The organism is Sphaerisporangium krabiense (assembly GCF_014200435.1).
In the GTDB taxonomy this organism is placed as follows: domain Bacteria; phylum Actinomycetota; class Actinomycetes; order Streptosporangiales; family Streptosporangiaceae; genus Sphaerisporangium; species Sphaerisporangium krabiense.
Genome location: NZ_JACHBR010000002.1, coordinates 80,162 through 102,432 on the forward strand (window position 1 = coordinate 80,162; position 22,271 = coordinate 102,432).

Genomic DNA, 22,271 nt, shown 5'->3' on the forward strand with positions numbered 1-22,271 from the left:
CGGCCTTTCAGGGCCGGCGGCGTCGCCGGGCGGCGCGCCGCCGGACCCGGCCGGGGGCGGCGCGCCCGGTCAGTTGCTGCCGTCCCGGCGGGCGAACCTGTTGAAGATGCGCTCCCCGGCGTTGACGGCGCCCTCCGCGACGTCGCGCAGCACGCCGATGAACGGGTCCTGGGACTGCGCCCACGACTCGCGGTAGGAGCGCGCGGCGGCCTTGACCTCTTCGGAGATGCTGGCGTTGGCGTCGTCCTCGCGGCGCGGGTAGTTGCCGGAGAGGATCGCCTCGTACTCGCCGCCGCGCCGCCAGCGGTCCAGCTCGGCCACGCGGATCACCGCGAACGGGTGGGTGGTGCCGAGCAGGTTGAGCACCTTGAGCAGGCCGTCGCGCACGTCACCGGCGGTGTCGTACTCGCGGGCCTGGTCGAGGAACGCCTCGATGTTCATCTCGTGCAGGCGCGAGCCGCCGGCCAGCTTCATCAGGGCGCGCATGCCCGCCTCGGGGTCCTGGCCGCAGAGCAGACCGCCACGGTCGGCGGAGAGCTCGGCCTTGCGGTGCCATTCCTCCAGGGCGGTGACGATGATGCGCAGCCCGATGTAGCCGAGCGGGATCCACGCCACGCGGGTGGCGAGCCGCGTGAGGATCGCCAGCATCGTGCCGTAGACGGCGTGCCCGGACAGGATGTGCGAGGTCTCGTGCCCGACGACGAAGCGCAGCTCCTCTTCGTCCATGAGGTCGAGCAGGCCCGTGTTGATCACGATGAACGGGTCGTCGAAGCCGATCGCCATCGCGTTCGGCTTGGGGTCCTGCTGGACGTAGATCTCCGGGATCCGGTGCAGGTCCAGGAGGTAGGCGCTGTCGCGTCCCATGTCGTACAGGGCGCGGAACTGGGTCTCGCTGGCGCGCACGGAGGAGGCGAGGAACATCAGCCGCAGGCGACGCTCGCTGAACAGGCCGGACATGCGCTTGAGCACGGAGTCGAAGCCGGACAGGGAGCGCATCGCGACCAGGGCCGAACGGTCGGCCGGATGTTCGTATGCCCGCGAACTGATGCCGGGCAGTTGTACGCGGTTGCGATCCGGGGTGGTGGTGGTCATGGTCGGCATGCTACGTCCGGCCGCCTGCCCGCGCGCGGCGTTGACGAACGCCTTTCGCCCGCGCGGATCGGCGGATCGCGACGCGGGCGTCAGGGCCGGGGGCGGCCTCATGGGCCCGCCGGCGCGCGCGTTAGGGTCCCTCGCATGAGAAACGGGGCTCCCATCAGGCGGCTCGGCGTCATGGGCGGGACGTTCGACCCGATCCATCACGGCCACCTGGTCGCGGCCAGCGAGGTCGCCCACCACTTCGACCTCGACGAGGTGGTGTTCGTGCCCACCGGGCAGCCGTGGCAGAAGGCGGACAAGACCGTCTCCGCCGTGGAGGACCGCTACCTGATGACGGTGATCGCCACCGCCTCCAACCCGAGGTTCTCGGTCAGCCGGGTGGACGTCGACCGCCCGGGACCGACCTACACGATCGACACCCTGCGCGAGATCGCCGCCATCTACGGGCCGGACGTCGAGCTGTACTTCATCACCGGCGCGGACGCCCTGGCGCAGATCCTGAGCTGGCGCGACGTCGACGAGCTCTTCACCATGGCCCATTTCGTCGGCTGCACCCGCCCGGGACACGTCCTGCACGACCCCGGCCTCCCCAAGGGAAAGGTCAGCCTCATCGAGATCCCCGCGCTTGCGATCTCCTCCTCGGAGTGCCGTCAGCGCGTCGCCGCCGGCGAGCCCATCTGGTACCTCGTCCCCGACGGAATCGTCCAGTACATCAACAAACGCGGCCTCTACCGCGACCCGGAGCACTGACCCTTGATGGGGAAACGCAGCGATAAGTCTCCTCAGTACAGGTTCGGGGGATTGCCCTTGGTCTCGATGACCCGCCGGGTCTGGCCCTCCCACTTCGAGATGAGATCGCGCCATTCGGGGGAGTGTAAATAGTCGTCCACCGGCGTGGACGCGTCGAACTCCGGCATATAGGTACCGATCACGCCCTTGTCCAGCACGCCGTCGACGATCACGCCCGACTCCCGCAGGATCAGGATGGGCAGGCCGAGCTGGAAGGCCATCGCCGGCTCGATGTGGGACCACGGGCTCGTGAGCCATTGGCCGGTGATGGGGCGGGGCGGACGGTCCGGCAGGTCCGTCAGGTGGTTCACGACGGCCCGCTCGATGTAGGTGCGGCGGAACGCTACGGTGATCATGCCGTTCGACTCCAGCATCAAACGGCGGATCGCTTTCAGGGGAGCGTCCATGTCGTAATCGGTCACGCCCAAAGTGCGCGGCGCGAAACCCCGGTCGTCGAGATACGCGCGGAGCGCCTCGATGAACTCTTCCTGCCGGGAGTTGCAAGGGTTCGGATGGCTCAGAAAGACGGAGATCTTGAACCTGGGCCGGGAGGCTGACCACCTGCTGGGCACGGGGGCAGGCTACCGCGATCCGCCGCGATAAACCTGCTGACATGACGATGCCATTCTCCTATCGTCGCCCCATGACGACGGTCTTAAGCGTGCCGCAATGGCAGGGATCCGGGGCCGAGGGGGCGCCGCGGCTGGCAGAGGGCGCGCGGCGCGCCGCGGAGCTGCTTCCGGACGGGGCGCGGGTGACGGTGCCGGTGCTGGAGGCGGCCGGGGAGCACCGGGACGGGGTGCGGGCGCTCGACGTGCTCGTGGAGAACCTGCGGCTGACCCGGAAGGCCCTGGACGGGATCGACGACGTGGTGGTCACCGTCGGCGGCGACTGCGGCGTGGACCTGGCGCCGATCGCCGCCGCGCGCGCCCGGTACGGCGACGAGCTCACGGTGCTGTGGATCGACGCCCACCCCGATCTCTACCTGCCGCACACCGTCCCGACCGGCGCCTTCCACGGGATGATCCTGCGCACCCTGCTCGGGGAGGGGCCCGCCGAACTGGTCCCCGCGCGCCCGCTGGCGCCCGAGCAGGTGATCATCGCGGGCCTGCGGGCGGGAGACCCCGTCGAGCGCGAGTACCTCGGCAGAGCGCCCGTCCGGACCTACGGCGTGGCCGAGCTGGACAAGGCGGTCGACGGACTCAGCGGGCCGGTGTACGTGCACATCGACCTGGACGTGCTGGACCCGCAGTCGTTCCGCTCCGTCTGCTACCCCGAACCGGACGGGATCGTCCCCGAGGCGCTGGCCGAGGCGGTGGCGCGGCTCGATCACGTCGTCGGGGCCGCCATCACCGAGCACGCGCCGCCCGACGGGCCGGCCGACCCCGGCGAGGCCGAGGTGATCCGCCGGATCGCGGCGGCGCTGCCGGTGTGGAACGGCGGCCGGTGAACGTCGAAGTGGTAAATGCCAGCGGGCCGTTGGGCCAAGCCACGCGGGAATCGCTAGATTGGATTGTACCGTCGAGGCCAGAATCCGCACCGGAGGAACAACCCACATCGTGACAGCATCTGAGAGATCGCTCCAGCTCGTGGCCCTCGCGGCCGAGGCCGCGGCCGAGAAGCTGGCCGACGACATCATCGCCTACGACGTGAGCGAGCAGCTGGTCATCACCGACGCCTTCCTGCTCTGCTCCGCCTCCAACGACCGGCAGGTCCGCGCCATCGTCGACGAGATCGAGGAAAGGCTGCGAATCGAGGCCCACGCCAAGCCGGTGCGGCGCGAGGGGGAGCGGGAGGGACGCTGGGTGCTGCTGGACTTCCTCGACATCGTGGTCCACGTCCAGCACGAGGAAGACCGCACCTTCTACGCCCTGGAGCGCCTCTGGAAGGATTGCCCCGCCATCGCCCTCCCGGACAGCGTCACGCGGGTGGCTGCCCAGCGGTCACGCGGGACGGCAGGTGAGTGACCGGCGGGGCGCAGGCCGCCGCGTCGTCTTCTGGCGTCATGGGCAGACGCTCTGGAACGTCGAGCACCGGTTCCAGGGCCACACCGACATCCCCCTGGACGAGACCGGCCTGGCGCAGGCCGGCCGGGCCGCCGCGCTGCTCGCCGCCCTGCGCCCCTCGCTGATCGTCTCCTCCCACCTGCGGCGCGCCCAGGACACCGCGTCCGCGCTCGGCACCCTCGCCGGGCTGGACGTCAAGGTCGACAAGGATCTGCGCGAGCGCGGCGGCGGCGAATGGGAGGGCCTGACCCGCACCGAGATCGCCGCCGGGTGGCCCGCCGAGTACGCCGCCTGGGAGGCCCCGGGCGGCGAGGCGGTGAGCGAGGTCGCCGACCGGGTCGTGGGCGCCACCCGCCGCTGGCTCGCGCACCTGGAGGACGGCGGCCTCATGGTCGTCGCCTCGCACGGCGCCGCGATCCGCCTCGGCCTCGCCCGCCTGCTCGGCCTGCCCGAGGGGCTCTGGTCGATCCTCGGCGGCCTCGGCAACTGCGCCTGGTCGGTCGTCCACGAGGGCAACAGCGGCTGGCGCCTCCTCGAGCACAACGCCGGAACGCTTCCGGAGCCGGTCAACAGCGACGACCGCCCCGAATCCGCCCCCATCGCGACCTGACCCCCGCACGTCGACAGGCCCGGCGCGGACTCCGCGCCGGGCCTTCGTCATGCGCCCGCCGGGGTTCGCACCGGCCCCGGGTCGGCGACCGGCCGTGACGGACGGGGGCATGGCGCGGATTACGATGACAATGTGTGGCCGGCCACATGTTCCATCGGGCCGGCAGGCACCCAGGGGGTGCGAAATGACCATCTTCTATGTGATCCTCGTGGTCCTGATTCTGGGCACGGCGTTGCTGGCGACGGGCGTGCGCGTGGTCCGGCAGTTCGAACGGGGCATCGTCTTCCGCTTCGGTCGCGTGCGACCGGCGATCCGCGGACCCGGGCTCGCGCTGCTCGTGCCGGTCGCCGACCGCCTGGAGAAGGTCAACCTGCAGATCATCACGCTGCCGGTGCCCGGCCAGGACGGCATCACGCGCGACAACGTGACGGTTCGCGTGGACGCCGTCGTCTACTTCAACGTCGTCGACCCGATGCGGGTGACCATCGACGTGCAGGACTACATGTCCGCCATCGGCCAGGTCGCGCAGACCTCGCTGCGGTCGATCATCGGCAAGAGCGACCTGGACGACCTCCTGTCCAACCGGGAGCAGCTCAACCAGGGCCTGGAACTGATGATCGACAGTCCGGCGCTGGGCTGGGGGGTGCACATCGACCGCGTGGAGATCAAGGACGTGGCGCTGCCGGAGTCGATGAAACGGTCGATCGCCCGCCAGGCCGAGGCCGAGCGGGAGCGGCGGGCCCGCGTCATCACCGCCGACGGCGAACTGCAGGCCTCCACCAAGCTGAGCCAGGCCGCGGAGGCGATGACACGGCACCCGGCCGCGCTGGAGCTTCGCCTGCTCCAGACCGTGGTCGAGGTCGCCGCGGAGAAGAACTCGACGCTCGTGCTGCCCTTCCCGGTGGAGTTGCTCAGGTTCCTGGAGAGAGCCGCGCCCGCTGACGAGGCCGGCCGGTCCGCCGGAGCCCGGCCCTCCGACACCGCGCCCGCCCCGGACGACGGGCCCTCGATCTCGATCACGCCGAGCATCCCGGACGCCCGCCGATCCGAGGAGTCCACGCCCGTCACCGGACACCCCGCCGCTAGGTCACCAGGCCCGTGTTCGTGAACCGGCCCCAGAACCACTGCGTGCCGCCGCGGCGCACTAGCAGTCCTCGGCACTTGGGATACGGCCGCCGTCCTGGAATCGGGCCTCGCTGCGCTCGGGCTGTGTTCATGAGAGGCTGCCGCGCCGGGGTTCCTCGTGCTCCCGTCGCACTTCCCGAGCACGCGGGGCCAAGCGTTGAGACTGGAGGTCGTGTAGGGGGTGGTGCCGAGGGGATGGTCACCTCCAGCGGGTGCTGTGCTTGTGGTTTGGATGTGTCCCCCGTCTGGATGTGTGCCCCGTCTCGGGGGGCGCGCTGTTGATGGGTGGGATCGCGGCGCTCGGCCACGACGGGGCGGCACGGGCGGGGTCCACACACCTGAGCCGACACGACCTTGTCCATGAGAGCGCTCGCGGTCTGGGGGTGAGCCGTGAGTTACGGCGCCCGTGGTGAAGGGCCTCGCTGCGCTCGGGCTGTGTTCATGAGAGGCCGCCGGGCTTCACTCTCGCTTGCGGGTCCTGAGCTGATCGGGGGAGGGGGATCACGGGCAACGCCCACCGCGCCCACACGACCTTGCCAGGCCGATCGGCGAGGAAGACGACCCCGGACTCCGTCGCCAGAGCGGCCACGATGGAGAGTCCACGGCCGTGGACCGCTCGCGGTCCTGGGGTGAGACGGCGAGGCCGGCCGTCCCCGTGATCGGTGACACGGACCCAGAGCTCATCGGCCGTTCGCCACAGCGCGAGCTGTACCGGGGGCGCGCCATGGGAGATCGCGTCGGCGAGCGTCTCCGCCACCACCAGCACGACGTCGTCAGCTATGTCCGCGAGACTCCAGGAGGTGAGGGTCGCCCGCACCTGGTGCCGTGTTTCGCCTATCTCCGCAGGGTCGTACGGCACCTCCCACGTGGCCACTTCCACCCTGCCAGGGATGGTGATCACGGCACCTCCTCCGAGGCCGCCGCGCTCTTCGCGGCCGTTCACGCCACTCTCCGCTGCCGGGGGGCCTCCGGGGGCATGATCTTCGCCTCCACCGCCCGCATCCGCTCGCGCAGTTCTTCGACTCTCCGGGCTTCCTCGATCCACGGCTCCGCGTGCGAGACCGCGATGGCGTAGAACCGGCGGCTCCAGCCCGTACATCACGTGCCATGCGGGCTCCATCTGGTCGAGCAGGTCGGCCGCCGCCTTCTTGTCCTGGTCCCAGAGCCGGAGGCGGACCTCGGTGACGAGAGCACCTGGTGCGTGCCCAGGTTGCTTCTGCACCTCATCCGTGCCGCGGACCTCGTACGGCACCGCGAGATCGACGAGGGGATAGGTCACGCCTTGAAGACGCTCCAGCGGATGCCCGTGACCACTCCGAGGGGACGGCGCATGGCGGGTGAAGTGTTCGCCGCTCTGCCGGACAAGGCCAGGGGTCTGCCAGCCGCCCGGGAGTTGCGCAAGCTCACGGCATAGGCGCTCCGAACCGAGCCGAGACTTGTCTACGCCGTCGGCCGCCTCCCCGGGTCTACCAGCGCACCTGGGCGGCAGGCGTCCGCCGAGTGGGGGTGAACTCCCTAATGAACACAGCCCGAGCGAAGCGAGGACCGTTTCCCGGGCGGCGGTGGCGGGGCGCTGTCAAAGGTCGTGGGGGTTGACCAAGACGGACCCCTATGTAAAAGTTTTACGTATGCCTCCGCAGATGACAGTGGCCGTGGTGACGTTGCTCAGGGTGTTTCTCGAGGACCCGGGTGAGGAGCGTTACGGCTATGACCTCATGAAAGAGACCGGGTTTCCGAGTGGGAAGATCTATCCGCTGCTGGCCAGGTTGCGCGGGGCCGGGTGGCTGGTGGTGGTCGAAGAGGACATCGATCCGGCCGTGGCGGGGCGGCCGGCGCGGCGCGGGTATCGGCTGACCGACGAGGGGATCCAGGTCGCGCGGCTGGAGCTCGCGAAGCTCAGCGAGCGGCTGCGGCCGTCCTCGTCCCTCGGTGCCCTGCGACCGGAGCAGGGGCTGCGGTGAGCGGCTTCCTGTCCGGACTGGGCGCCGTGATGGCGTTCGCCGGGCTGCTCGGGGTCGCCGTCGTCGTCAACCTGGTCAGCGAGGAGGTACGGATGCGCCTCGAAAGACTGCCCTTCGTGATCTTACGTCTGGCCGCGCGCCGGATCCCTCCGGAGTTACGTGACGAGATCTACGGGAGCACGTTGCTGCCGGAGCTGCACTTCCTGCTCAGCGAAGAGACCGGATCCGGGCCGATAACCCGGCTGGTCGCCGCGAACCGGTGGGCCTTGTCCATGTTCGTGCGCCAGGGCGGCTCGCGCACGGCGAAGGGCCTGAACGCGTGCGCCCCTCCGGTCATGGACGGGTTCGAGGACATCCGCCAGCTTCCCCGGAGCCGGCGCAAGCGCTTCGACGCGCTGACCACGCGGCTGGGCGAGCTGTGCGACCGCCCCGCGGAGAACTTCGAGGACGACGCCCTGGCCCGCCTCGTGTCGGGCGTCGCCGTCGCCTGCGAGGCCCTCGTCAACGACCGGGCCGAGCGGCGGGCCCTGGCCCTGGCCATGCCGCTCATCGCCGGCTCGCACCCGCTGACCCGGCGTCTGGGCCTCCATCACCCCGCCGTCCTCAACCTGCGCCGCGCCCACGCGCACGCGCGGCTCCAACTCGGCCACGCGGACGCCGAACGGCTGCTGCGCGAGCTGTGCCAGGACGAGACCCGTGCGTACGGCCACGACGACCCGCGAAGCTTCCGCACGTTGCACCTCCTCATGTGGGCGGTGGCGAACGCGGGCCGCCTCGAGGAGGCCGAGGCGGGGCTGCTCCTCCTGGAAGCGCGCATGGGACGTCAGACGGACCTCGATCTTCCCTTGCTCCTGCACGTCCGATGCAAGCGGAGCTGGATCCAGAGCGAACTCGGCAAGCGGGACGCGGCGGTGCTGGGCTACAGCGGCGTCATCGCGGGCCGGTCGGGCGAACTGGGCGCCACGCACGGCGACACCCTCGACGCCATGCACAGCCTCGGCAAGCTGCGCGTCCGGGCGGGTGAGGGCGCGTGGGCCGTGGCCACCCTGACCCAGGCGTACGCCGAGCGCAGGCGCCGGCAGGGGCGTCGCCATCCCGACACCCTGGAGACAGAGAAGTACCTGGCCCTGGCCCGCTTCCAGTCCGCCGGAGACGAGGGCGCGCTCGCGCGCCGCCGGCTGCTGTGGCGCCTGCGCCGGATCCGCGGGGCGCAGATCCGCTCGCGCGACGCCGCCCACCCCGACACGCTCGACACCCAGCGCTGGATCACTTCGCTCACCAAGCCCTTGGAGACGAGATGAAGCTCGGCCTGCTCACCGCGTGCCTGGGCGCGCAGTCACTGGAAGAGGTGGCCGCGTGGGCCTCCCAGGCCGGCTACGAGGCCCTGGAGATCGCGACCTGGCCGAAGGGCACCGGGCACGTCCACCAGGCCGCCCACCTCGACGTGGCGCACTTCTCCGCGGCCGACGCCGAGCGGGTCCGCGAGCTGCTGGACCGGTACTCGCTCACCGTCCCCGCGCTGACGTACTGCGACAACAACCTGCACCCCGACGACCGGCGGCGCGAGGCGATCCACCGGCACCTGCGGTCGGTCGTCGACGCCGCGGCGGCGCTGCGGGTGCCGTACGTGTGCACGTTCGTCGGCAGGGACGTCACCCTGCCGGTGGCCGACAACCTCAAGCTCGCCGAACGGCACCTGCGCCCGCTCGCGGAGTACGCGGCCGGACGCGGCGTGGGCCTGCTCGCCGAGAACTGCCCGATGGAGGGCTGGCACCCCGACGGCTACCCCGGCAACCTCGCCTACTCGCCCGAGCTGTGGGACTGGATGTCCGGCCTCGGCTTCCGCCTCACCTACGACCCCTCCCACCTGCCCTGGCTCGGCATCGACCCGATCGACGCCCTGCGGTACGCCCTGCGGCGCGGCATGGTCGCCCACGTCCAGGCCAAGGACGTCGAGATCGACGAGCGCGCCCGCACCCGCCACGGCGTCTTCGGCAAGACCGCGGAACGCTCCTCGCCGACCGACGTCGGCTGGTGGCGCTACCGCGTCCCCGGCCGCGGCGTCATCGACTGGAACCGCGTCATCGACACCCTCTACGACCACGGCTACGACGGCACCGTCGCCGTCGAGCACGAAGACCCCGTCTGGGGCGGCCCCCTGCCCCGAATCCACCAGGGCCTGCGGATCGCCGCCGCCACCCTGCGCCCGTTCATCACCCCCGAGACCGGCGACGCCTCCTCGCCGTGACGCGGCGGCCCCGAGGGGCCGCCGGGGCGGATGGTGTCAATTAGGTGAACGACGGGCTGTGGCTATATGCTCTCCGAGCACCGTGACGAGAGTGCTCGTAACGGTGACAAGGGGCTATAGCGCAGTTGGTAGCGCGCCTCCATGGCATGGAGGAGGTCTGGGGTTCGAATCCCCATAGCTCCACTTCCGATGAAAGCCCAGGCTGGGAATCGTCTCCTCGCCTGGGCTCGCTCGTTTCCCAGGCTTTCGCCATCGTCCGGAGGGGCGGTGGGTCGGCCGTCTCACGCCTCTGTTGGGCGTGCTCGCGTGGCAGATGCGCCCTTGACCGTGCCGAGCGCCCGTGTTCTGCTGATGTAACTAGTTTCTGCAACTAGTTACATCGAGAGGTGCGGCATGGTCGAGCACGTGGTCGTGATCGGTGCCGGCGTCTACGGCGCGGCGGTGGCCGCCGCGCTGACGCGGCGGGGTGCCCGGGTCACCGTCGTGGACGCCGGTGCGCTGGCGGGCGGAACCTCCGGGGCGACGTTCTCATGGGTCAACTCCTGCGGTAAGCGGCCGCGGTCGTACCACGATCTCAACGTCGCGGGCATGGCGGCCCACCGGAGGCTGGCGGCCGACGTGCCGCACGGCGACTGGTACCACGAGGGCGGCAACCTCGAATGGGCCGCCGACGACGCCGGGCGCGCGGAACTGCGCGGCAAGGTCGCCGGCGTCCTCGACTACGGATACGACGCGCGGTGGCTGAGCCGGGCCGAGGCGCTGCGCCTGGAACCGGACATGGATCCGGCCGGGCTCCCGGACGACGAGATCGCCTACTTCCCCCGCGAAGGCTGGATCGATCCGGTTCGGCTGATCGGCCACCTACTGTCCAGCGCGGTGGCCGGGGGTGCGGAATCGGTGGCGCACGACGGCGTCACCGGGCTGGAGGTGACCGCGGGCATGGTGCGCGCCGTGGGGCTCGCCTCCGGACGACGGCTCCTCGCGGACGCGGTCGTGAACTGCGCGGGACCACAGGCCGCCGCGATCGCCGAGCTCGCCGGGCTCGTGCTGCCCATGCGCAACACCCGCGGCGTGCTCGTCTCCACCTCACCGGCCGCGGTCTCGCCGTCGCGCGTGATCCATTCCCCGCACGTCCACCTACGCCCGGACGGCGGCGGGCGCGTCCTGCTGCACACCCATGAGATCGACGGCGCGGCGCGCGTGTCCGGCACCGGGGAGATCAGCGTCGATCCGTCGGCCGTCGGCAAGGTCGTCGAGGCCGGTCGTGCGCTGTACCCGGGACTCCGCGCGGCGACCGTGGAGGGAGTCCGGGTCGGTGAACGGCCCATCCCCGGCGATGGCCTGCCGGTGCTCGGCCGGGTCGTCGCGCTGCCCAACTTCCACTTCGCGGTCTCGCACAGCGGCGCGACGCTGAGCGTGCACGCCGGTGACCTGGTCGCAGGCGAAGTGCTCGGCGAGGACCACGACGAGGCGCTGGCGGCGTTCCGGTTCGAGCGGCCCGCGCTGGCGGCCCGGTGAGGAGGAATCGTGCGGACGATCGTCCTGCATGACGGTGACCTGGTCGACGGCACCGGCACGGACCCGCGGCACGCGGTCGACATCGTCGTCGCGGGGGACACCGTCCGCGAGATCGTTCCCTCGCGACCGGCCGACGCCTACGGCACGGTGGACGAGATCGTCGACGTGGCCGGGATGCTGGTGATCCCCGGACTGGTCAACAACCACACGCACGGCACCGCGTACGGGCCGCTGTTCCCCAGCGGCCACGAGGCCCTGCCGCACGAGCGGGTGCTCGCCAACCTCGACCGGCACCTGCTGGAGGGGACGACCACGGTGCTCTGCGTGGACGGCTTCGTCACCGCCGAGGCGCTCGCGCGCACCGACGAGGCGCACCCGGTCAACGTCAGGCTCGCCTCGTGCAACACCCCGGCCTGCCTGGCGGCGGCGACCACCGCCGACGGCGGCGGTCTCACCGCGGCGAACCGCGCGTTCACCGCGCGGGACGCGGTGCGCGCCGGGGCGGTCGCGCTCGGCGAGATCGGAGCGGGGCACACCCTCGGCGGGGGCGGGGCGAGTTACATGTACATCCCTGACGAGGTCGAGAGACGTACCGGCGTCCGGATCACGCCTCGGCAGGCGAACGGGCTGAAGACCGCGGTGCTGGGGCGGCACATCTCGGCGAGCGCCTTCGACCGGGACGCCGTGGAGGAGGCGCTGGCGGGCGCGGGCCTGACCGGCTCGCTCTCGGCCGAGGACGTCCGCGAGATCGTCTCCGGCATCGTGCTGCCGGCCTTCGACATCGCCCTGCGCGGGCTCGCCGAGGCGGCCGGGCAGGCCCGCGAGGCGGGCGTCCCGGTGCTGGTGCACAACGCGGCGGCGTCGATGACCCAGGTCGCCGCGATCGCGCGGACGGACGTGACCCTGATCGCCGGGCACTCCAACCACTCCAGCTTCGAGCTCCGCGAGGCCGTCGAGCACGCCGGACGGCTGAAGGAGATGGGCGCGATCGTGGACGTGTCCACTCTGGACACCTTCGGGGCGCGACGGCTGACGACGGGGCCAGAATTGCTCTATGCGATGTTCTCCGCGGGAGTGGTGGACACGATCTCCACCGACTACGCGGGCGGTCATCACGACCCGATCCTGCTGGCGATCGACCGATCCGTCAGGGCCGGAGTGGTGAGCCTGCCGGCCGCGGTGGCGATGGCGACCGCCAACGTCGCGGACGCCGTTCCCGGCGTGGCGCCGCGGCGTGGCCGTGTCGCGCCGGGCATGATCGCCGACCTCGTGGTGACGGACCCCGCGCGACTCCACCACGTGGCGACCGTCATGGTGGGCGGCGAGATCGTCGTGCGAGCCGGGCGGCGCGTCAAGGCGTGACCGGCACAGGAACCGTCCGACCGAGGGGATCATGGTGAAGCGAGCGACCATCGGCGACGTCGCCGCGGACGCCGGCGTGTCCACGGCCACGGTCTCCCGCGTCCTCAACGGCGGCGCCGTCACCGAGGCGACCGCCAGCCGGGTGTGGGAGGCGGTGGCTCGCCTGGAGTACACCCCCAACGCGCTCACCAAGGGCGTCTTCGCCGGGCGCTCCAGCACGATCGGAGTCGTCATACGCGACCTGAGCAGCCCGTTCTACCTCGACCTGATCCGCGGTGCCGACGAGGTGGCGGCCGCCAACGACAGCCTGGTCATGCTCGCCAACACGTTCCGCCGCGTCGACCGCGAGGTCGCCCAGGTGCGGACCATGGACGAGCAGAGGGTGCGCGGGCTGATCGTGACCACCGGTGAGGCGACCGACGGCCGGACACGCCGGATGGCCGGGAACGGCACCCCGTGCGTGATCGTCGCGCGGTCCGTGCGGGACGCGCCGCCCGGCCTGCACTCGATCACCTTGGACGATGCCGAGGCCGGGCGGCTGATGGCCGCCCATCTGGCCGAGTGCGGGCGGTCCTCCATCGGCGTCGTCTCCTCGGGACGCCGCCCCTCCCAGATCAGGCGCACGGCGGGACTGCGGCGGGCTCTGGCGGACCTGGGGTCGCCCTTGCCCGAGGACGCGGTGACGGTCGCGGAGAGCGAAGAGGAGGTGAGCGGCGCCGTCGGCGCGCTGCTCGCCCGGGGCCATGATCGCGGCGCGCCTTTGGACGCGATCGTCTGCACCACCGGCCGGCTGACCGTCGCGGTCCACTCGGCCCTCACCACGCGCGGCATCGCGATCCCCGGCGACATCGCGTTCGTGACGATGGACGACTTCCCGTGGGCCGCCGCGCTCGGGATCACCGTGGTCGCCCAGCCTTCCTACCAGATGGGCCTGAAGGCGGCCGAACTCATCGTGGACCGCCCCGGCGGGCCGGTCGCGCTCGTCTTCGCGCCGACGTTGGTCGCCCGTGCCTCGTGCGGCGAGCGCCGGACGGCGTGACCCCGCGCGATCACGTGCGGCCGCGTAGCGCGCTGAGCAGGTCGAGGACGCGGGCGCGGTGGGCGTGGTCGCCGAAGGGGCTGACGAGGAGTTCGGTGGCGCCGGCGTCGGCGTAGGAGCGCAGGGCGCGTTCGACGGTGGTCTCGTCGCCGGCGACGACGGTCTCGTGGACGCCGGTCAGGCCCTGGCGGTCGAGCAGGGCGCGGTAGCTGGGGAGGTTCCCGGCCATGCCGTAGACGTCGGCGACCCGGCGGACGGCGGCCTCGGGGTCGGTGGTGAGGGCCACGATGACCGTGGTGACGACGCGCGGGGCGGGGCGGCCGGCCCGGGAGGCGGCGCGGGTGACGGCGGGGACGATGTACTCGCCGGTCGTGCGGGGCGTCGTCCAGGTGGTGACGACGCCGTCGGTCAGCTCGCCCGCGATGCCGAGCATGACGGGGCCGAGCGCCGACAGCAGGACGGGCGGGGGCGTGGCGCCGGGCACCTCGACCCGGCCCGCGGCCGTGAGGGTCTCGCCGCGGTAGTCCACCTGCTCGCCGCGCAGCAGCGGGCCGAGCGCCGTCAGGTACTCGCGGACGTGCCGGGCGGGGCGGGCGTAGGAGTAGCCGAACCAGCCTTCGATGATCGGCTGGTGGCTCGGCCCGACGCCGAGGACGAACCGGCCGCGGCCCGCGGCCTGGGCGGTGAGCGCCTGTCCGGCGAGCGCCAGCGGATGCCGGGGGTAGGTCTGGGTCACCGCCGTCCCCACGTCGATGCCGGGGACCTCACGGGCGGCGAGCGCGGCGAGCGTGACCGCGTCCCACGAGGTGAGCTGGTTGGCGTACACGCTGTCCAGCCCGGCCTCGGCCGCCGTGCGCACCTGCCCGATCAGCCCGTCGAGGCTCAGCCCTTCTTCTCCGACGTGGACGCCGAACTTCATGATCACTCCAAGGTGAATCGGACGTTCATCTTCCGGTATCAGCGTACAGTAACCTGAATCCCGGATTCCGATCGCAGAGCGAGCCGAGGAGGACCCGGACGTGCGAGCCGACGCGCGCCGCAACCGCGACCTGATCGTCGCGACCGCGGTCGAGCTGTTCACCGGGCGCGGCCCCGGCGTCTCCATGGAGGAGATCGCGCGGGCGGCCGGCCTCGGCGTCGGCACGCTCTACCGGCACTTCCCCGACCGGCAGGCCCTGCTGGAGGAGATCGCCGTCGACAGCCTGCGCCGGCTCCTGACCACGGGCCGCGAGCTCGCCGCCCAGGGGCTGCCCGGCTGGCAGGTGCTGCGGCTGATGACGGAGCACTGTGTCGAGCTGCCGCTCTCTCTCACCAAGTCGCTCAGCGGCGCGCCCACCGCCCACCCCGAGCTGCCCGGCCTGGTCGGCGACGTGGACGCCCTGCTGACGCGGATCGCCGAGCAGGCCCAGCGGGAAGGGGCCATGCGCCCCGACATCCCGCCGCGCGAGGTCGTCGGCCTGCTCAACGTGGCCGTCTGCCGCCCCGGCGCCCGCGCCGACGACGCCCTCACCACCGTCATCCTCGACGGCCTCCGGGCGTCCCCGGCCTGAGCGTGCCGGGCCTAGGCCCCCATGTGGACGTGGGAGGCCCACAGGGTCGGCCTGTCCGGATGGCGGTCGCGCAGGGCGCGCGTCGCCCGGTGCAGGCAGCGCGCCGCATGCGCCGGGTCGGAGCCCGCCGCGACCAGGCCCTCGTACACGGTGCCGGCGAACTGCGCGGCGACGGCGTCGCCGATCTCCCACAGCGTGCCGACGACGTGCGAGAACCCGGCGAGCTGGAAGGCCGTGACGACGTGGACGCACTCGTCGGCCAGCTCCGGCGCGGTGACGGCGGTGTTGCAGGCCGACAGGTAGGCGAGCTCGGCGTCCCGTAGCCGGAGCCGGGACACCTCGACCACGTCGAGCGGCCGGCCGGCGTGGTCGTGCACCAGCAGGTGGCTGCCGGACGGGTCGGCGGGGTCGGCGGCGGCGTGGCAGGCGAAGTGCGCCCAGGCGCTGCCGGGAAGCCGGGACAGGACGGCGTCGCGGGTGGCGTCCCGGCCGACCAGCCCGTCCAGGCCGGGGAAGAGCCGGGACAGCCGGGAGTACTCGACCCGGGCCCCCGGCAGGGGAGTCGCGCCGGGCGTCTCCGGCATGGCGACCACGAGCACACGCGGGCGGCGGGCACCGGGCCGCTCCGCCTGCCGCGCCCGGGCATGGGCCAGCGCCCGGACGGTGGTGGTGTAGGAGGACGTGACCCGGTCCATCACCGTACGGCGGCCGGGGCCCGGCGGGTCCTGGTGGTGCCCGGCCGCGTGCAGGGGGAAGTACGCCATGGGGCCGCACGGCACCCACCACAGGCGCCGGTCACCGTCGGGCGCGCCCGTCAGCCCGAGACGGTCGAGGACCGGGCCCGCGACGGCGTCCCAGAGCCAGGCCAGCGTGGCGTGCATCGCCCGTTCGGCCCGCTCGCGTTCCGGCTCCGACCTGCTGCTCCTGCAAGCCAGCGCGTCGCGCATCACGGCGAGCCGTTCGTGGACGGCCCGCGTGCTCAGGGCGGGCAGCTCCTGCACCTGGACGCCGGAGGCGGTGAGGATCAGCGCGTCACACCGGTGGTCGCTGACGTTGACCATGACGACCGGGCCGCCGCGCGCCTCGGCGCGCAGACGCGTCAGGTCCGGGGGCAGCAGGAACCGGTCGAGGCCGGGCAGCGACCGGATGCGCTCGGTCAACTCCGCCAGCTCGCCGGCCAGTTCCCGGCGCAGGTCGGGGGAGTCGGACGGGCCGCCGGTCTCGTCGGCGTCGAGCCGCGTGGCCAGGTAGGCGAACCGGTCGGCGAGCGCCGCGTCCCGCTCGCGCAGCTCGGTCAGGTCGGTACGCGAGTCAAGGGCCTGGGCCAGCAGCACGCCGCGCCCCATCTCCAGCAGCTCGACCGCCCGCTCGGGCCGTCCGGTCGCCACGGCCAGCGCCGCGGCGTCCCCGGCCAGCCGCGCGTACTCGGCGAGCCAGCGCGTGGCGTCGGACCGGGACAGGCCGCGGGCCGCCAGGCGAGGCAGCAACTCCACGGCGGCGGCCAGCCCCCGCGCCGCCCCTTCCGTCTCACCGCGGCGCACCGCCAGCCTGCCCCAGCCGCGGGCGGCGTCAATCCGGACCGCGGTCCTGGCCTGCTCCTGTCCCGCGACCTCCTCCAGCAGGCCGACGGCCTCCTGCGCCGCGTGGTCCTCGCCGGTCGCCCCGGCCAGCTCGTGCAGCGCGTGGGACAGGTTGACCGCGCAGATCGCCCGGGCGGGGTCGTCGGCGGAGAGCGCGGCAAGGGCGGTCCTGCCCTGCCCGATCGCCTCGCGCAGGGCGGCCGTGTCGCCGGTGAGCTCGTAGGACGCGAGCAGGGCGTTGGCCAGTACGGTGGCGGCTCCGGCCCGGAAACGGCCGTGGGCGTTCCTCGCGGACCGCCGGTGGAGCGCGATCGCCTCGCCCAGCAGGCCGGCGTCGCCGATGTGGTCGGCCTTGGCCTTCAGCGCGACGGCGAGGTTGGTCGCCGACTGCGTCCAAAGGGGATGCTCCTCGGAGACGGCCTCCAACGCCGTACGGCCGAGCGCGATCGCCTCGTCCAGCGTCGCCGGGTCGCCGGTGCGCTGGAAGCGGTCCACCAGCCACGCCGTGAGCGCCGACCGGTACAGCGGCGCGTCAGGGTGGAGCGGGCCCGTGACGTCGACGACCGCGCGCGCGAGGGTGATGGCCTCGTCCAGCGCCGGCAGGTCCCCGGTGTGCTCGAACTGCTCGCGCAGCAGGCCGGCGAGGTTGTACCGGCACGCCACCTGGACCGGGGTGCGGGGTAGGGCCCGCCCGGCCGCCCGGCGGGCGACGGCGATCGCCTCGCCCAGCACCTTCTGGCGGCCTGTGCGCTCGAACAGCGCCCGCAGCGCGCTGCTGTGGTTGGTGAGCATCTCGGCGGGCGGCGGAGAGTCGGCGGAGAAAGCCTCGATCGCCGCCGCCCCGAGCGCGCACGACTCGTCGAGCAGCGCAGGGTCGTCGGTGCGGTGGTACAGGGTGCGCAGGGCCAGGCTCAGCTCCATGAGAACCACGAACCGCCGGGGGTGGTCGTCCGGGATGATGCGCAGCACCCACCGGCTGGTCTCGGCGGACCGGTGCAGCGCGGACACGTCGCCGGTGTGCTCGTAACGGACCCGCAGGCTGGTGGCGAGGCCGGCGAGGAAGGCGGCGCGGTCCTCGTCCGTCCATGCCTCCGCCGCGCCCCGCTGCCCGATCTCGGTGGCCTCGTCCAGGCTCGCCAGGTCGCCGGAGTGCTCGAACAGGCACCGCAGGGCGTTGGCGAGGAAGATCAGGTGGACGCTCCGCGCGGGATGCCCGGCGGGAGTGGACCGCGCGGCGTTGCGCCCGACGTGCACGGCGAGCCGCAGCCGGTACGGATCGGCTCCGTTCGACAGCCACGTTTCGAGCACTTCCAGGAAGCGCATCCAGGTGAGGTCACCCGGAGGGTCCGCGAGGTCCTCGGCCAGCGAGGAGGCGATCGGCTCCGGCAGCGGCAGCGGCGAACCCGACCGGTGGACCATCATGAACAGCAGGACGGCGACGTCCACCTCGTGCGCGGCGCGTTCGTCCGCCAGGGACCGGGCACGACGCCAGTGCAGCGTCCCGGCCGCGTGACAGGTCTCGGGCAGGTCGTGGACGCGCGTCGTGGCGGCGAAGAGCGCCTCGGCCTCGGCGAGCGCGGACGGATCGAGCACGGCGTAGCCGCCCGTCCTCGACCGGAGGGCAGCCAGCAATTTCTCCCGGTTTTCCGCCATGTCAGGATCATGGCAGCGGTGACTCGGCGATACTGAGCGAATGCCAGATATCGCGGAACACTTACTCGATATCCTGCCGAGAGTCGCCGAAGAGACGATTGGCCAGCTCGGCTATGGACCTCCCACGCAGGTCCATATTTTGACGGAAGATATGGACCAACCATATGTCGGATATATCTCTTCCCGGGGCTTCACGCCGGGCGCCGACGGGGTCGCGGCGATATCGGACCTCGGCGTGCTGCCGTCCGTCCTGAAGGCGACGCGCCTGCTGGTCCTGTGGGAAGAGCGCTACCTGCGCGTCGGGTTCGGAATGCCCGTGGAGGCGTTCGAGAGCGGCGTCGTGGTCCTGGACGCGAGGTTCCGCGGCCACACCCTTCACTGGCGGCCGTTCACGGCCACCCCCGCCACCGCGCCGGGCCGGGCCCTGCATCTCCAGTGGGGCACGCCCGCCCGGTACGAGAACGTGGAACTGCCCGGACCGGTCGCCACGCTCCTCGGCGTCTGGCGGGAGTTCCGGGACGACGACCTCACCCACACGGTGATCCGGTTGCAGGAGGCCGGATACGAGGTGAACTGGGCGGGCCGTCCGGACTGAGCGCCGCGCCGCCCTCAGCGGCCGGATGTCGCCGGGGTCCGCCGGGGCCTGCGGCGCTCGGCCTCCGGCCGCGCCGGCTCCTCCTGGGCGAGCCGGCGCAGGTACAGCTCGCGGGTGTGATCGGTGTGACGCCTCATGACCTCGGCGGCCCCCTCTGCGTCCCCGCGGTCGAGGTTGTCGATGAGCTCGGCGTGCTCCTTCCAGGCCAGGTCGCCGCGCTGGAGCGCCACCGGGGACTGGAACCACCGCACGCGGCGGGAGACCTGCGCGGCCAGGTCGGTGAGCACCGCGTTGCCGGCGAGTTCCATGACGATCCCGTGCAACTCGGCGTTGAGCGCCACCACCGCGTCGTTGTCGCCGGCCTCGATGGCGGCCATGCCCCGCATGCACCGCTCGCGCAGCCGCCCGATCGCCTCGTCGGTGCGGTGCCGGGCCGCCAGCCGCGCGGCCTCGGTCTCCAGCAGGCACCGCACGGCGAGCAACTGGTCGGCTTCCGCGAAGGTGGGGACGTGCACGAACGCGCCGTGCCCGGGATGCAGGTCCACCCAGCCCTCCCGGCTGAGGTGCTGCAGCGCTTCCCTGACCGGCTGCCGGGAGACGCCGAGCATCTCGGCGAGCTCGCTCTCGGCCAGGTGTTCGCCCGGCCGGACGGCCCGCCTGATGATGAGCTCCAGGAGCGCCTCGTGGACGCTCTCGCGCAACGGGACGGGACGGGCGATCTTGTGTGCGGCGGCCCTGCCTGCGAGGTCCTGCGCGGACATCGCGACTCCAATGATCACCACGGCGCCGCGGCTCGCGCGGCCGCCGGGACTCCTTCCTCAACCGCCTACAGAATACAGTTCGCCTTTCCCTTCTTCACGGCCGGGCGGCCCGGGAGACGGCTCTGACCTGGGATTTCTCTCACGTCGCGGGCCGCCGGGGCACCAGGGCCGCGGGGACGACGGCCGCCAGGGCGATGACCAGCGCCCACCAGAACCCGCCGGAGAAGGCGTGGACCGGGGCCTGCGGCGCGGCGCGCAGGCGGCTCTGCAGCACGATGACCAGCACGGCGACGCCCAGCGAGGTCGCCGTCCTGATGGCGATGTTGCTCGTCGCGGTGGCCGCCGGGATCACCGCGCCGGGCAGCCCCTGGTAGGAGGCCGCCGCGAGCGACGGCGCCAGGGCTCCGTGTCCGAGGCCCACGACGAACAGCGCCCCCATCAGGATCCACGCGGGAGTGGCGGCGTCGGTGCGCGTGTAGGCGAACATGCCGGCCAGGGCGAGGGCGAGGCCGCACAGCGCGACGCCCCGGGCCCCGAGACGGTCGGTCAGCCGCCCGGCCGGCGGCATCGTGATGATCGCGCCCACGCCCAGCGGGGCGATGAGCAGGCCGGCGTCCAGGGCGTCCGCCCCTCGGGTCATCTGCGCGTACAGCGGCACCAGGATCGTCAATCCCGCCGAGGCGGCCGAGTAGAAGAACAGGGCCGTGACGGCTGCGCCGAAGGGACGGTTGCGGAAGACGCGCAGGTCGAGCAGGGCCCGCTCGCCGTCGCGCAGGGACCACGCCGTGAAGGCCGCCATCAGCGCGACCCCGCCGGCGAGCCCGGCCACGGCGCCGGGGCCGGCGAGGCCGTCCTCGCCGCCGGCCTGCGAGCATCCGTACACGAGCGCGGCCAGGCCGGGGGAGAGCAGCGCGAGGCCGACGACGTCCAGCCGTCCCGCCGCGCCGCGGTCGCCGCCGGACGGCATGAGCCACGCCGCGAGCGCGAGGGCGAGGCCGCACAGCGGCAGGTTGACGAAGAACATCCAGCGCCAGGCCAGGTGGTCGATGATCACCCCGCCCAGCACGGGACCGAGCACGGGCGCGAGCATCGCGGGGACGGCGACCACGGCCATGGCCCGGCCCATGCGCCCGGGGCCCGCCGCCCTGGCGATCATGGTCTGGCCGACCGGCATGAGCAGCCCGCCGCCGACGCCCTGCAGGACGCGGAAGGCGATGAGCGACGGGGCCGACCAGGCGAGCCCGCACAGCAGCGAGCCCGCGGCGAACAGGGCGAGCGCGGTCAGCCACATCGTCTTGGCGCCGAAGCGCTCGACCACCCAGCCGGTGATCGGGATCGTCATGGACAGCGCGAGCGTGTAGCCGGTCACCACCCACTGGATCGTGGACAGCGAGGCGCCGAAGCTCCTGCCCAGCGTGTCGACCGCGACGTTGACGATCGTGGTGTCGAGGATGGCCGCGATCGCGCCGAGCGCCACGAGCGCGGCCAGCCGCCGCAGCGCGGGGTCGAATCCCGTCGGCGGGGTGCCGGTGGTCGTCGTCATGCAGAGCCCTCCCGTACGCCGTATCGGTTCTCGTACACTGTAGCGGCAAGACCGTACACTGTAGCGCTTAGCGCTACGCCGTACACTTGGGCTGTGGAGACGACCGACGAGGGGGCGCGCGTCCCGGTGTGGGCGCGGGAGACGCCGCGGCGCAGGCCCGCGCTCACCCGTGAGGCCATCGTGGACGCCGCCATCGCCCTGGCCGACGCCGAGGGCCTGGCCGCCGTGTCCATCCGCAAGGTCGCGGCCGAGCTGGGCGCGCGGGCGATGAGCCTCTACTCCCACATCGAGCGCAAAGAGGACCTGTTCGACCTCATGTACGACCAGGTCGTGGCCGAGTCGCACATCGAGGAGCCCCAGCCGGGCTGGCGCGAGGGCGTGCTCGCCGTCGCCCGCGCCACCCGGGCGACGATGCTGCGCCATCCCTGGATGATCGACCTCGCCTCCCAGCGGCCCAGGGTCGGGCCGAACGGCCTGCGCCACGGCGAGCAGTCCCTGGCCGTCCTGGCCGGCGTCCCGCTCGACGTGGCGGGCAAGTGGCGCGTCATGACCGCGGTGGACGACTACGTCCTCGGGCACGTGATCCGCGACGCCCTGGAGGGCCGGTCCGGGCATGGCCGCATGACGCGGGAGGAGCGCGACGAGGTCTTCCTGCCCTACGTCATGGACATGGTGCGCGGCGGCGGCTATCCCAACCTCGCGCCGCTGCTGGAGCGCGGCGTTCCCGTGGCGGACGACAACTTCGAGCGCGGCCTGAAATGGCTGCTCGACGGCCTGGCCGCGGATCTGTCGCTGCCCTGAGCCCGCCGGGGTGTCCGCATCCGGACACTACG

At 72.5% G+C, this 22,271-nt stretch carries 21 protein-coding genes and 1 tRNA gene; 15 read left to right on the top strand and 7 right to left on the bottom strand.

Annotated elements, in window-relative coordinates; translation table 11 throughout:
* Positions 1 to 69 precede the first annotated feature (69 nt).
* Complete coding sequence (locus BJ981_RS28430; RefSeq protein ID WP_184616514.1) at positions 70 to 1,092, bottom strand: M48 family metallopeptidase; 1,023 nt, start codon at positions 1,090 to 1,092, stop codon at positions 70 to 72.
* A gap of 144 nt (positions 1,093 to 1,236) precedes the next feature.
* On the opposite strand from BJ981_RS28430, the gene nadD reads away from it, so the two are divergent.
* Positions 1,237 to 1,848, top strand: a complete 612-nt coding sequence (gene nadD / locus BJ981_RS28435; RefSeq protein WP_184616515.1) for a nicotinate-nucleotide adenylyltransferase — start codon at positions 1,237 to 1,239, stop codon at positions 1,846 to 1,848.
* A 32-nt stretch (positions 1,849 to 1,880) separates the two neighbouring features.
* Here the strand turns inward: nadD and BJ981_RS28440 are convergent, their stop codons facing one another.
* On the bottom strand, positions 1,881 to 2,459 hold the full coding sequence (locus BJ981_RS28440) for a hypothetical protein (RefSeq protein ID WP_184616516.1): 579 nt from the start codon (positions 2,457 to 2,459) through the stop codon (positions 1,881 to 1,883).
* Between the two features lie 71 nt (positions 2,460 to 2,530).
* On the opposite strand from BJ981_RS28440, the gene BJ981_RS28445 reads away from it, so the two are divergent.
* The 4 genes from BJ981_RS28445 (at position 2,531) to BJ981_RS28460 (ending at position 5,611) form a co-directional block, all read left to right on the top strand.
* Positions 2,531 to 3,337, top strand: coding sequence for an arginase family protein (locus tag BJ981_RS28445; protein ID WP_184616517.1), 807 nt, complete (start codon positions 2,531 to 2,533; stop codon positions 3,335 to 3,337).
* 109 nt (positions 3,338 to 3,446) lie between these two features.
* Positions 3,447 to 3,854, top strand: coding sequence for a ribosome silencing factor (rsfS, locus tag BJ981_RS28450; protein ID WP_184616518.1), 408 nt, complete (start codon positions 3,447 to 3,449; stop codon positions 3,852 to 3,854).
* Positions 3,847 to 4,503 carry a histidine phosphatase family protein gene (locus BJ981_RS28455; RefSeq protein ID WP_184616519.1) on the top strand — a complete coding sequence of 219 codons (657 nt, stop codon included), beginning with the start codon at positions 3,847 to 3,849 and terminating at the stop codon, positions 4,501 to 4,503. Before rsfS ends, BJ981_RS28455 begins: the two co-directional genes overlap by 8 nt.
* A 184-nt stretch (positions 4,504 to 4,687) precedes the next feature.
* Positions 4,688 to 5,611: an SPFH domain-containing protein gene (locus tag BJ981_RS28460; RefSeq protein WP_184616520.1), complete on the top strand. Its 924-nt coding sequence runs from the start codon at positions 4,688 to 4,690 to the stop codon at positions 5,609 to 5,611.
* Positions 5,612 to 6,067: 456 nt separating this feature from the next.
* On the opposite strand, the gene BJ981_RS28465 is transcribed toward BJ981_RS28460, so the two are convergent.
* Positions 6,068 to 6,907 (bottom strand): ATP-binding protein, encoded by an 840-nt coding sequence (locus BJ981_RS28465; protein WP_184616521.1) that lies wholly within the window; start codon positions 6,905 to 6,907, stop codon positions 6,068 to 6,070.
* A gap of 361 nt (positions 6,908 to 7,268) precedes the next feature.
* Here BJ981_RS28465 and BJ981_RS28470 point away from each other — a divergent pair, with 361 nt between their 5' ends.
* The 7 genes from BJ981_RS28470 (at position 7,269) to BJ981_RS28500 (ending at position 13,756) form a co-directional block, all read left to right on the top strand.
* Entirely contained in the window at positions 7,269 to 7,589 is a 321-nt protein-coding gene (locus BJ981_RS28470) for a PadR family transcriptional regulator (RefSeq protein ID WP_239139550.1), read from the top strand.
* Positions 7,586 to 8,890, top strand: coding sequence for a tetratricopeptide repeat-containing protein (locus BJ981_RS28475; RefSeq protein ID WP_184616522.1), 1,305 nt, complete (start codon positions 7,586 to 7,588; stop codon positions 8,888 to 8,890). Before BJ981_RS28470 ends, BJ981_RS28475 begins: the two co-directional genes overlap by 4 nt.
* Positions 8,887 to 9,837 (top strand): sugar phosphate isomerase/epimerase family protein, encoded by a 951-nt coding sequence (locus tag BJ981_RS28480; RefSeq protein WP_184616523.1) that lies wholly within the window; start codon positions 8,887 to 8,889, stop codon positions 9,835 to 9,837. Before BJ981_RS28475 ends, BJ981_RS28480 begins: the two co-directional genes overlap by 4 nt.
* Positions 9,838 to 9,947: 110 nt before the next feature.
* Positions 9,948 to 10,020 (top strand) — tRNA-Ala (locus BJ981_RS28485).
* 210 nt (positions 10,021 to 10,230) lie between these two features.
* Positions 10,231 to 11,355: an NAD(P)/FAD-dependent oxidoreductase gene (locus BJ981_RS28490; protein ID WP_184616524.1), complete on the top strand. Its 1,125-nt coding sequence runs from the start codon at positions 10,231 to 10,233 to the stop codon at positions 11,353 to 11,355.
* Positions 11,356 to 11,364: 9 nt separating this feature from the next.
* Positions 11,365 to 12,717: an amidohydrolase family protein gene (locus BJ981_RS28495; RefSeq protein WP_184616525.1), complete on the top strand. Its 1,353-nt coding sequence runs from the start codon at positions 11,365 to 11,367 to the stop codon at positions 12,715 to 12,717.
* Between the two features lie 31 nt (positions 12,718 to 12,748).
* Positions 12,749 to 13,756, top strand: a complete 1,008-nt coding sequence (locus BJ981_RS28500; RefSeq protein ID WP_184616526.1) for a LacI family DNA-binding transcriptional regulator — start codon at positions 12,749 to 12,751, stop codon at positions 13,754 to 13,756.
* Positions 13,757 to 13,766: 10 nt separating this feature from the next.
* On the opposite strand, the gene BJ981_RS28505 is transcribed toward BJ981_RS28500, so the two are convergent.
* Positions 13,767 to 14,675 carry a TIGR03564 family F420-dependent LLM class oxidoreductase gene (locus tag BJ981_RS28505; protein WP_184616527.1) on the bottom strand — a complete coding sequence of 303 codons (909 nt, stop codon included), beginning with the start codon at positions 14,673 to 14,675 and terminating at the stop codon, positions 13,767 to 13,769.
* Positions 14,676 to 14,775: 100 nt separating this feature from the next.
* Between BJ981_RS28505 and BJ981_RS28510 the strand changes: the two genes are divergently transcribed.
* The gene (locus BJ981_RS28510; protein ID WP_184616528.1) at positions 14,776 to 15,306 is read left to right on the top strand and encodes a TetR/AcrR family transcriptional regulator; all 531 of its coding nucleotides are present in this window, start codon (positions 14,776 to 14,778) and stop codon (positions 15,304 to 15,306) included.
* An 11-nt stretch (positions 15,307 to 15,317) separates the two neighbouring features.
* Here the strand turns inward: BJ981_RS28510 and BJ981_RS28515 are convergent, their stop codons facing one another.
* Positions 15,318 to 18,539, bottom strand: a complete 3,222-nt coding sequence (locus BJ981_RS28515; protein ID WP_184616529.1) for a CHAT domain-containing protein — start codon at positions 18,537 to 18,539, stop codon at positions 15,318 to 15,320.
* Positions 18,540 to 18,690: 151 nt separating this feature from the next.
* Here BJ981_RS28515 and BJ981_RS28520 point away from each other — a divergent pair, with 151 nt between their 5' ends.
* Positions 18,691 to 19,134: a hypothetical protein gene (locus BJ981_RS28520; RefSeq protein ID WP_184616530.1), complete on the top strand. Its 444-nt coding sequence runs from the start codon at positions 18,691 to 18,693 to the stop codon at positions 19,132 to 19,134.
* Between the two features lie 14 nt (positions 19,135 to 19,148).
* Here the strand turns inward: BJ981_RS28520 and BJ981_RS28525 are convergent, their stop codons facing one another.
* Complete coding sequence (locus BJ981_RS28525; protein ID WP_184616531.1) at positions 19,149 to 19,895, bottom strand: GntR family transcriptional regulator; 747 nt, start codon at positions 19,893 to 19,895, stop codon at positions 19,149 to 19,151.
* 139 nt (positions 19,896 to 20,034) lie between these two features.
* Positions 20,035 to 21,438: an MDR family MFS transporter gene (locus BJ981_RS28530; protein WP_184616532.1), complete on the bottom strand. Its 1,404-nt coding sequence runs from the start codon at positions 21,436 to 21,438 to the stop codon at positions 20,035 to 20,037.
* 93 nt (positions 21,439 to 21,531) lie between these two features.
* On the opposite strand from BJ981_RS28530, the gene BJ981_RS28535 reads away from it, so the two are divergent.
* Complete coding sequence (locus BJ981_RS28535) at positions 21,532 to 22,239, top strand: TetR/AcrR family transcriptional regulator (protein WP_184616533.1); 708 nt, start codon at positions 21,532 to 21,534, stop codon at positions 22,237 to 22,239.
* Positions 22,240 to 22,271 lie beyond the last annotated feature (32 nt).

Coding starts and splice junctions, on each gene's coding strand:
- BJ981_RS28430 (WP_184616514.1), bottom strand. CDS start 1,092: ATGACCACCACCACCCCGGATCGCAACCGCGTACAACTGCCCGGCATC.
- nadD (WP_184616515.1), top strand. CDS start 1,237: ATGAGAAACGGGGCTCCCATCAGGCGGCTCGGCGTCATGGGCGGGACG.
- BJ981_RS28445 (WP_184616517.1), top strand. CDS start 2,531: ATGACGACGGTCTTAAGCGTGCCGCAATGGCAGGGATCCGGGGCCGAG.
- BJ981_RS28460 (WP_184616520.1), top strand. CDS start 4,688: ATGACCATCTTCTATGTGATCCTCGTGGTCCTGATTCTGGGCACGGCG.
- BJ981_RS28470 (WP_239139550.1), top strand. CDS start 7,269: ATGACAGTGGCCGTGGTGACGTTGCTCAGGGTGTTTCTCGAGGACCCG.
- BJ981_RS28480 (WP_184616523.1), top strand. CDS start 8,887: ATGAAGCTCGGCCTGCTCACCGCGTGCCTGGGCGCGCAGTCACTGGAA.
- BJ981_RS28490 (WP_184616524.1), top strand. CDS start 10,231: ATGGTCGAGCACGTGGTCGTGATCGGTGCCGGCGTCTACGGCGCGGCG.
- BJ981_RS28500 (WP_184616526.1), top strand. CDS start 12,749: ATGGTGAAGCGAGCGACCATCGGCGACGTCGCCGCGGACGCCGGCGTG.
- BJ981_RS28505 (WP_184616527.1), bottom strand. CDS start 14,675: ATGAAGTTCGGCGTCCACGTCGGAGAAGAAGGGCTGAGCCTCGACGGG.
- BJ981_RS28515 (WP_184616529.1), bottom strand. CDS start 18,539: ATGGCGGAAAACCGGGAGAAATTGCTGGCTGCCCTCCGGTCGAGGACG.
- BJ981_RS28520 (WP_184616530.1), top strand. CDS start 18,691: ATGGACCAACCATATGTCGGATATATCTCTTCCCGGGGCTTCACGCCG.
- BJ981_RS28525 (WP_184616531.1), bottom strand. CDS start 19,895: ATGTCCGCGCAGGACCTCGCAGGCAGGGCCGCCGCACACAAGATCGCC.
- BJ981_RS28530 (WP_184616532.1), bottom strand. CDS start 21,438: ATGACGACGACCACCGGCACCCCGCCGACGGGATTCGACCCCGCGCTG.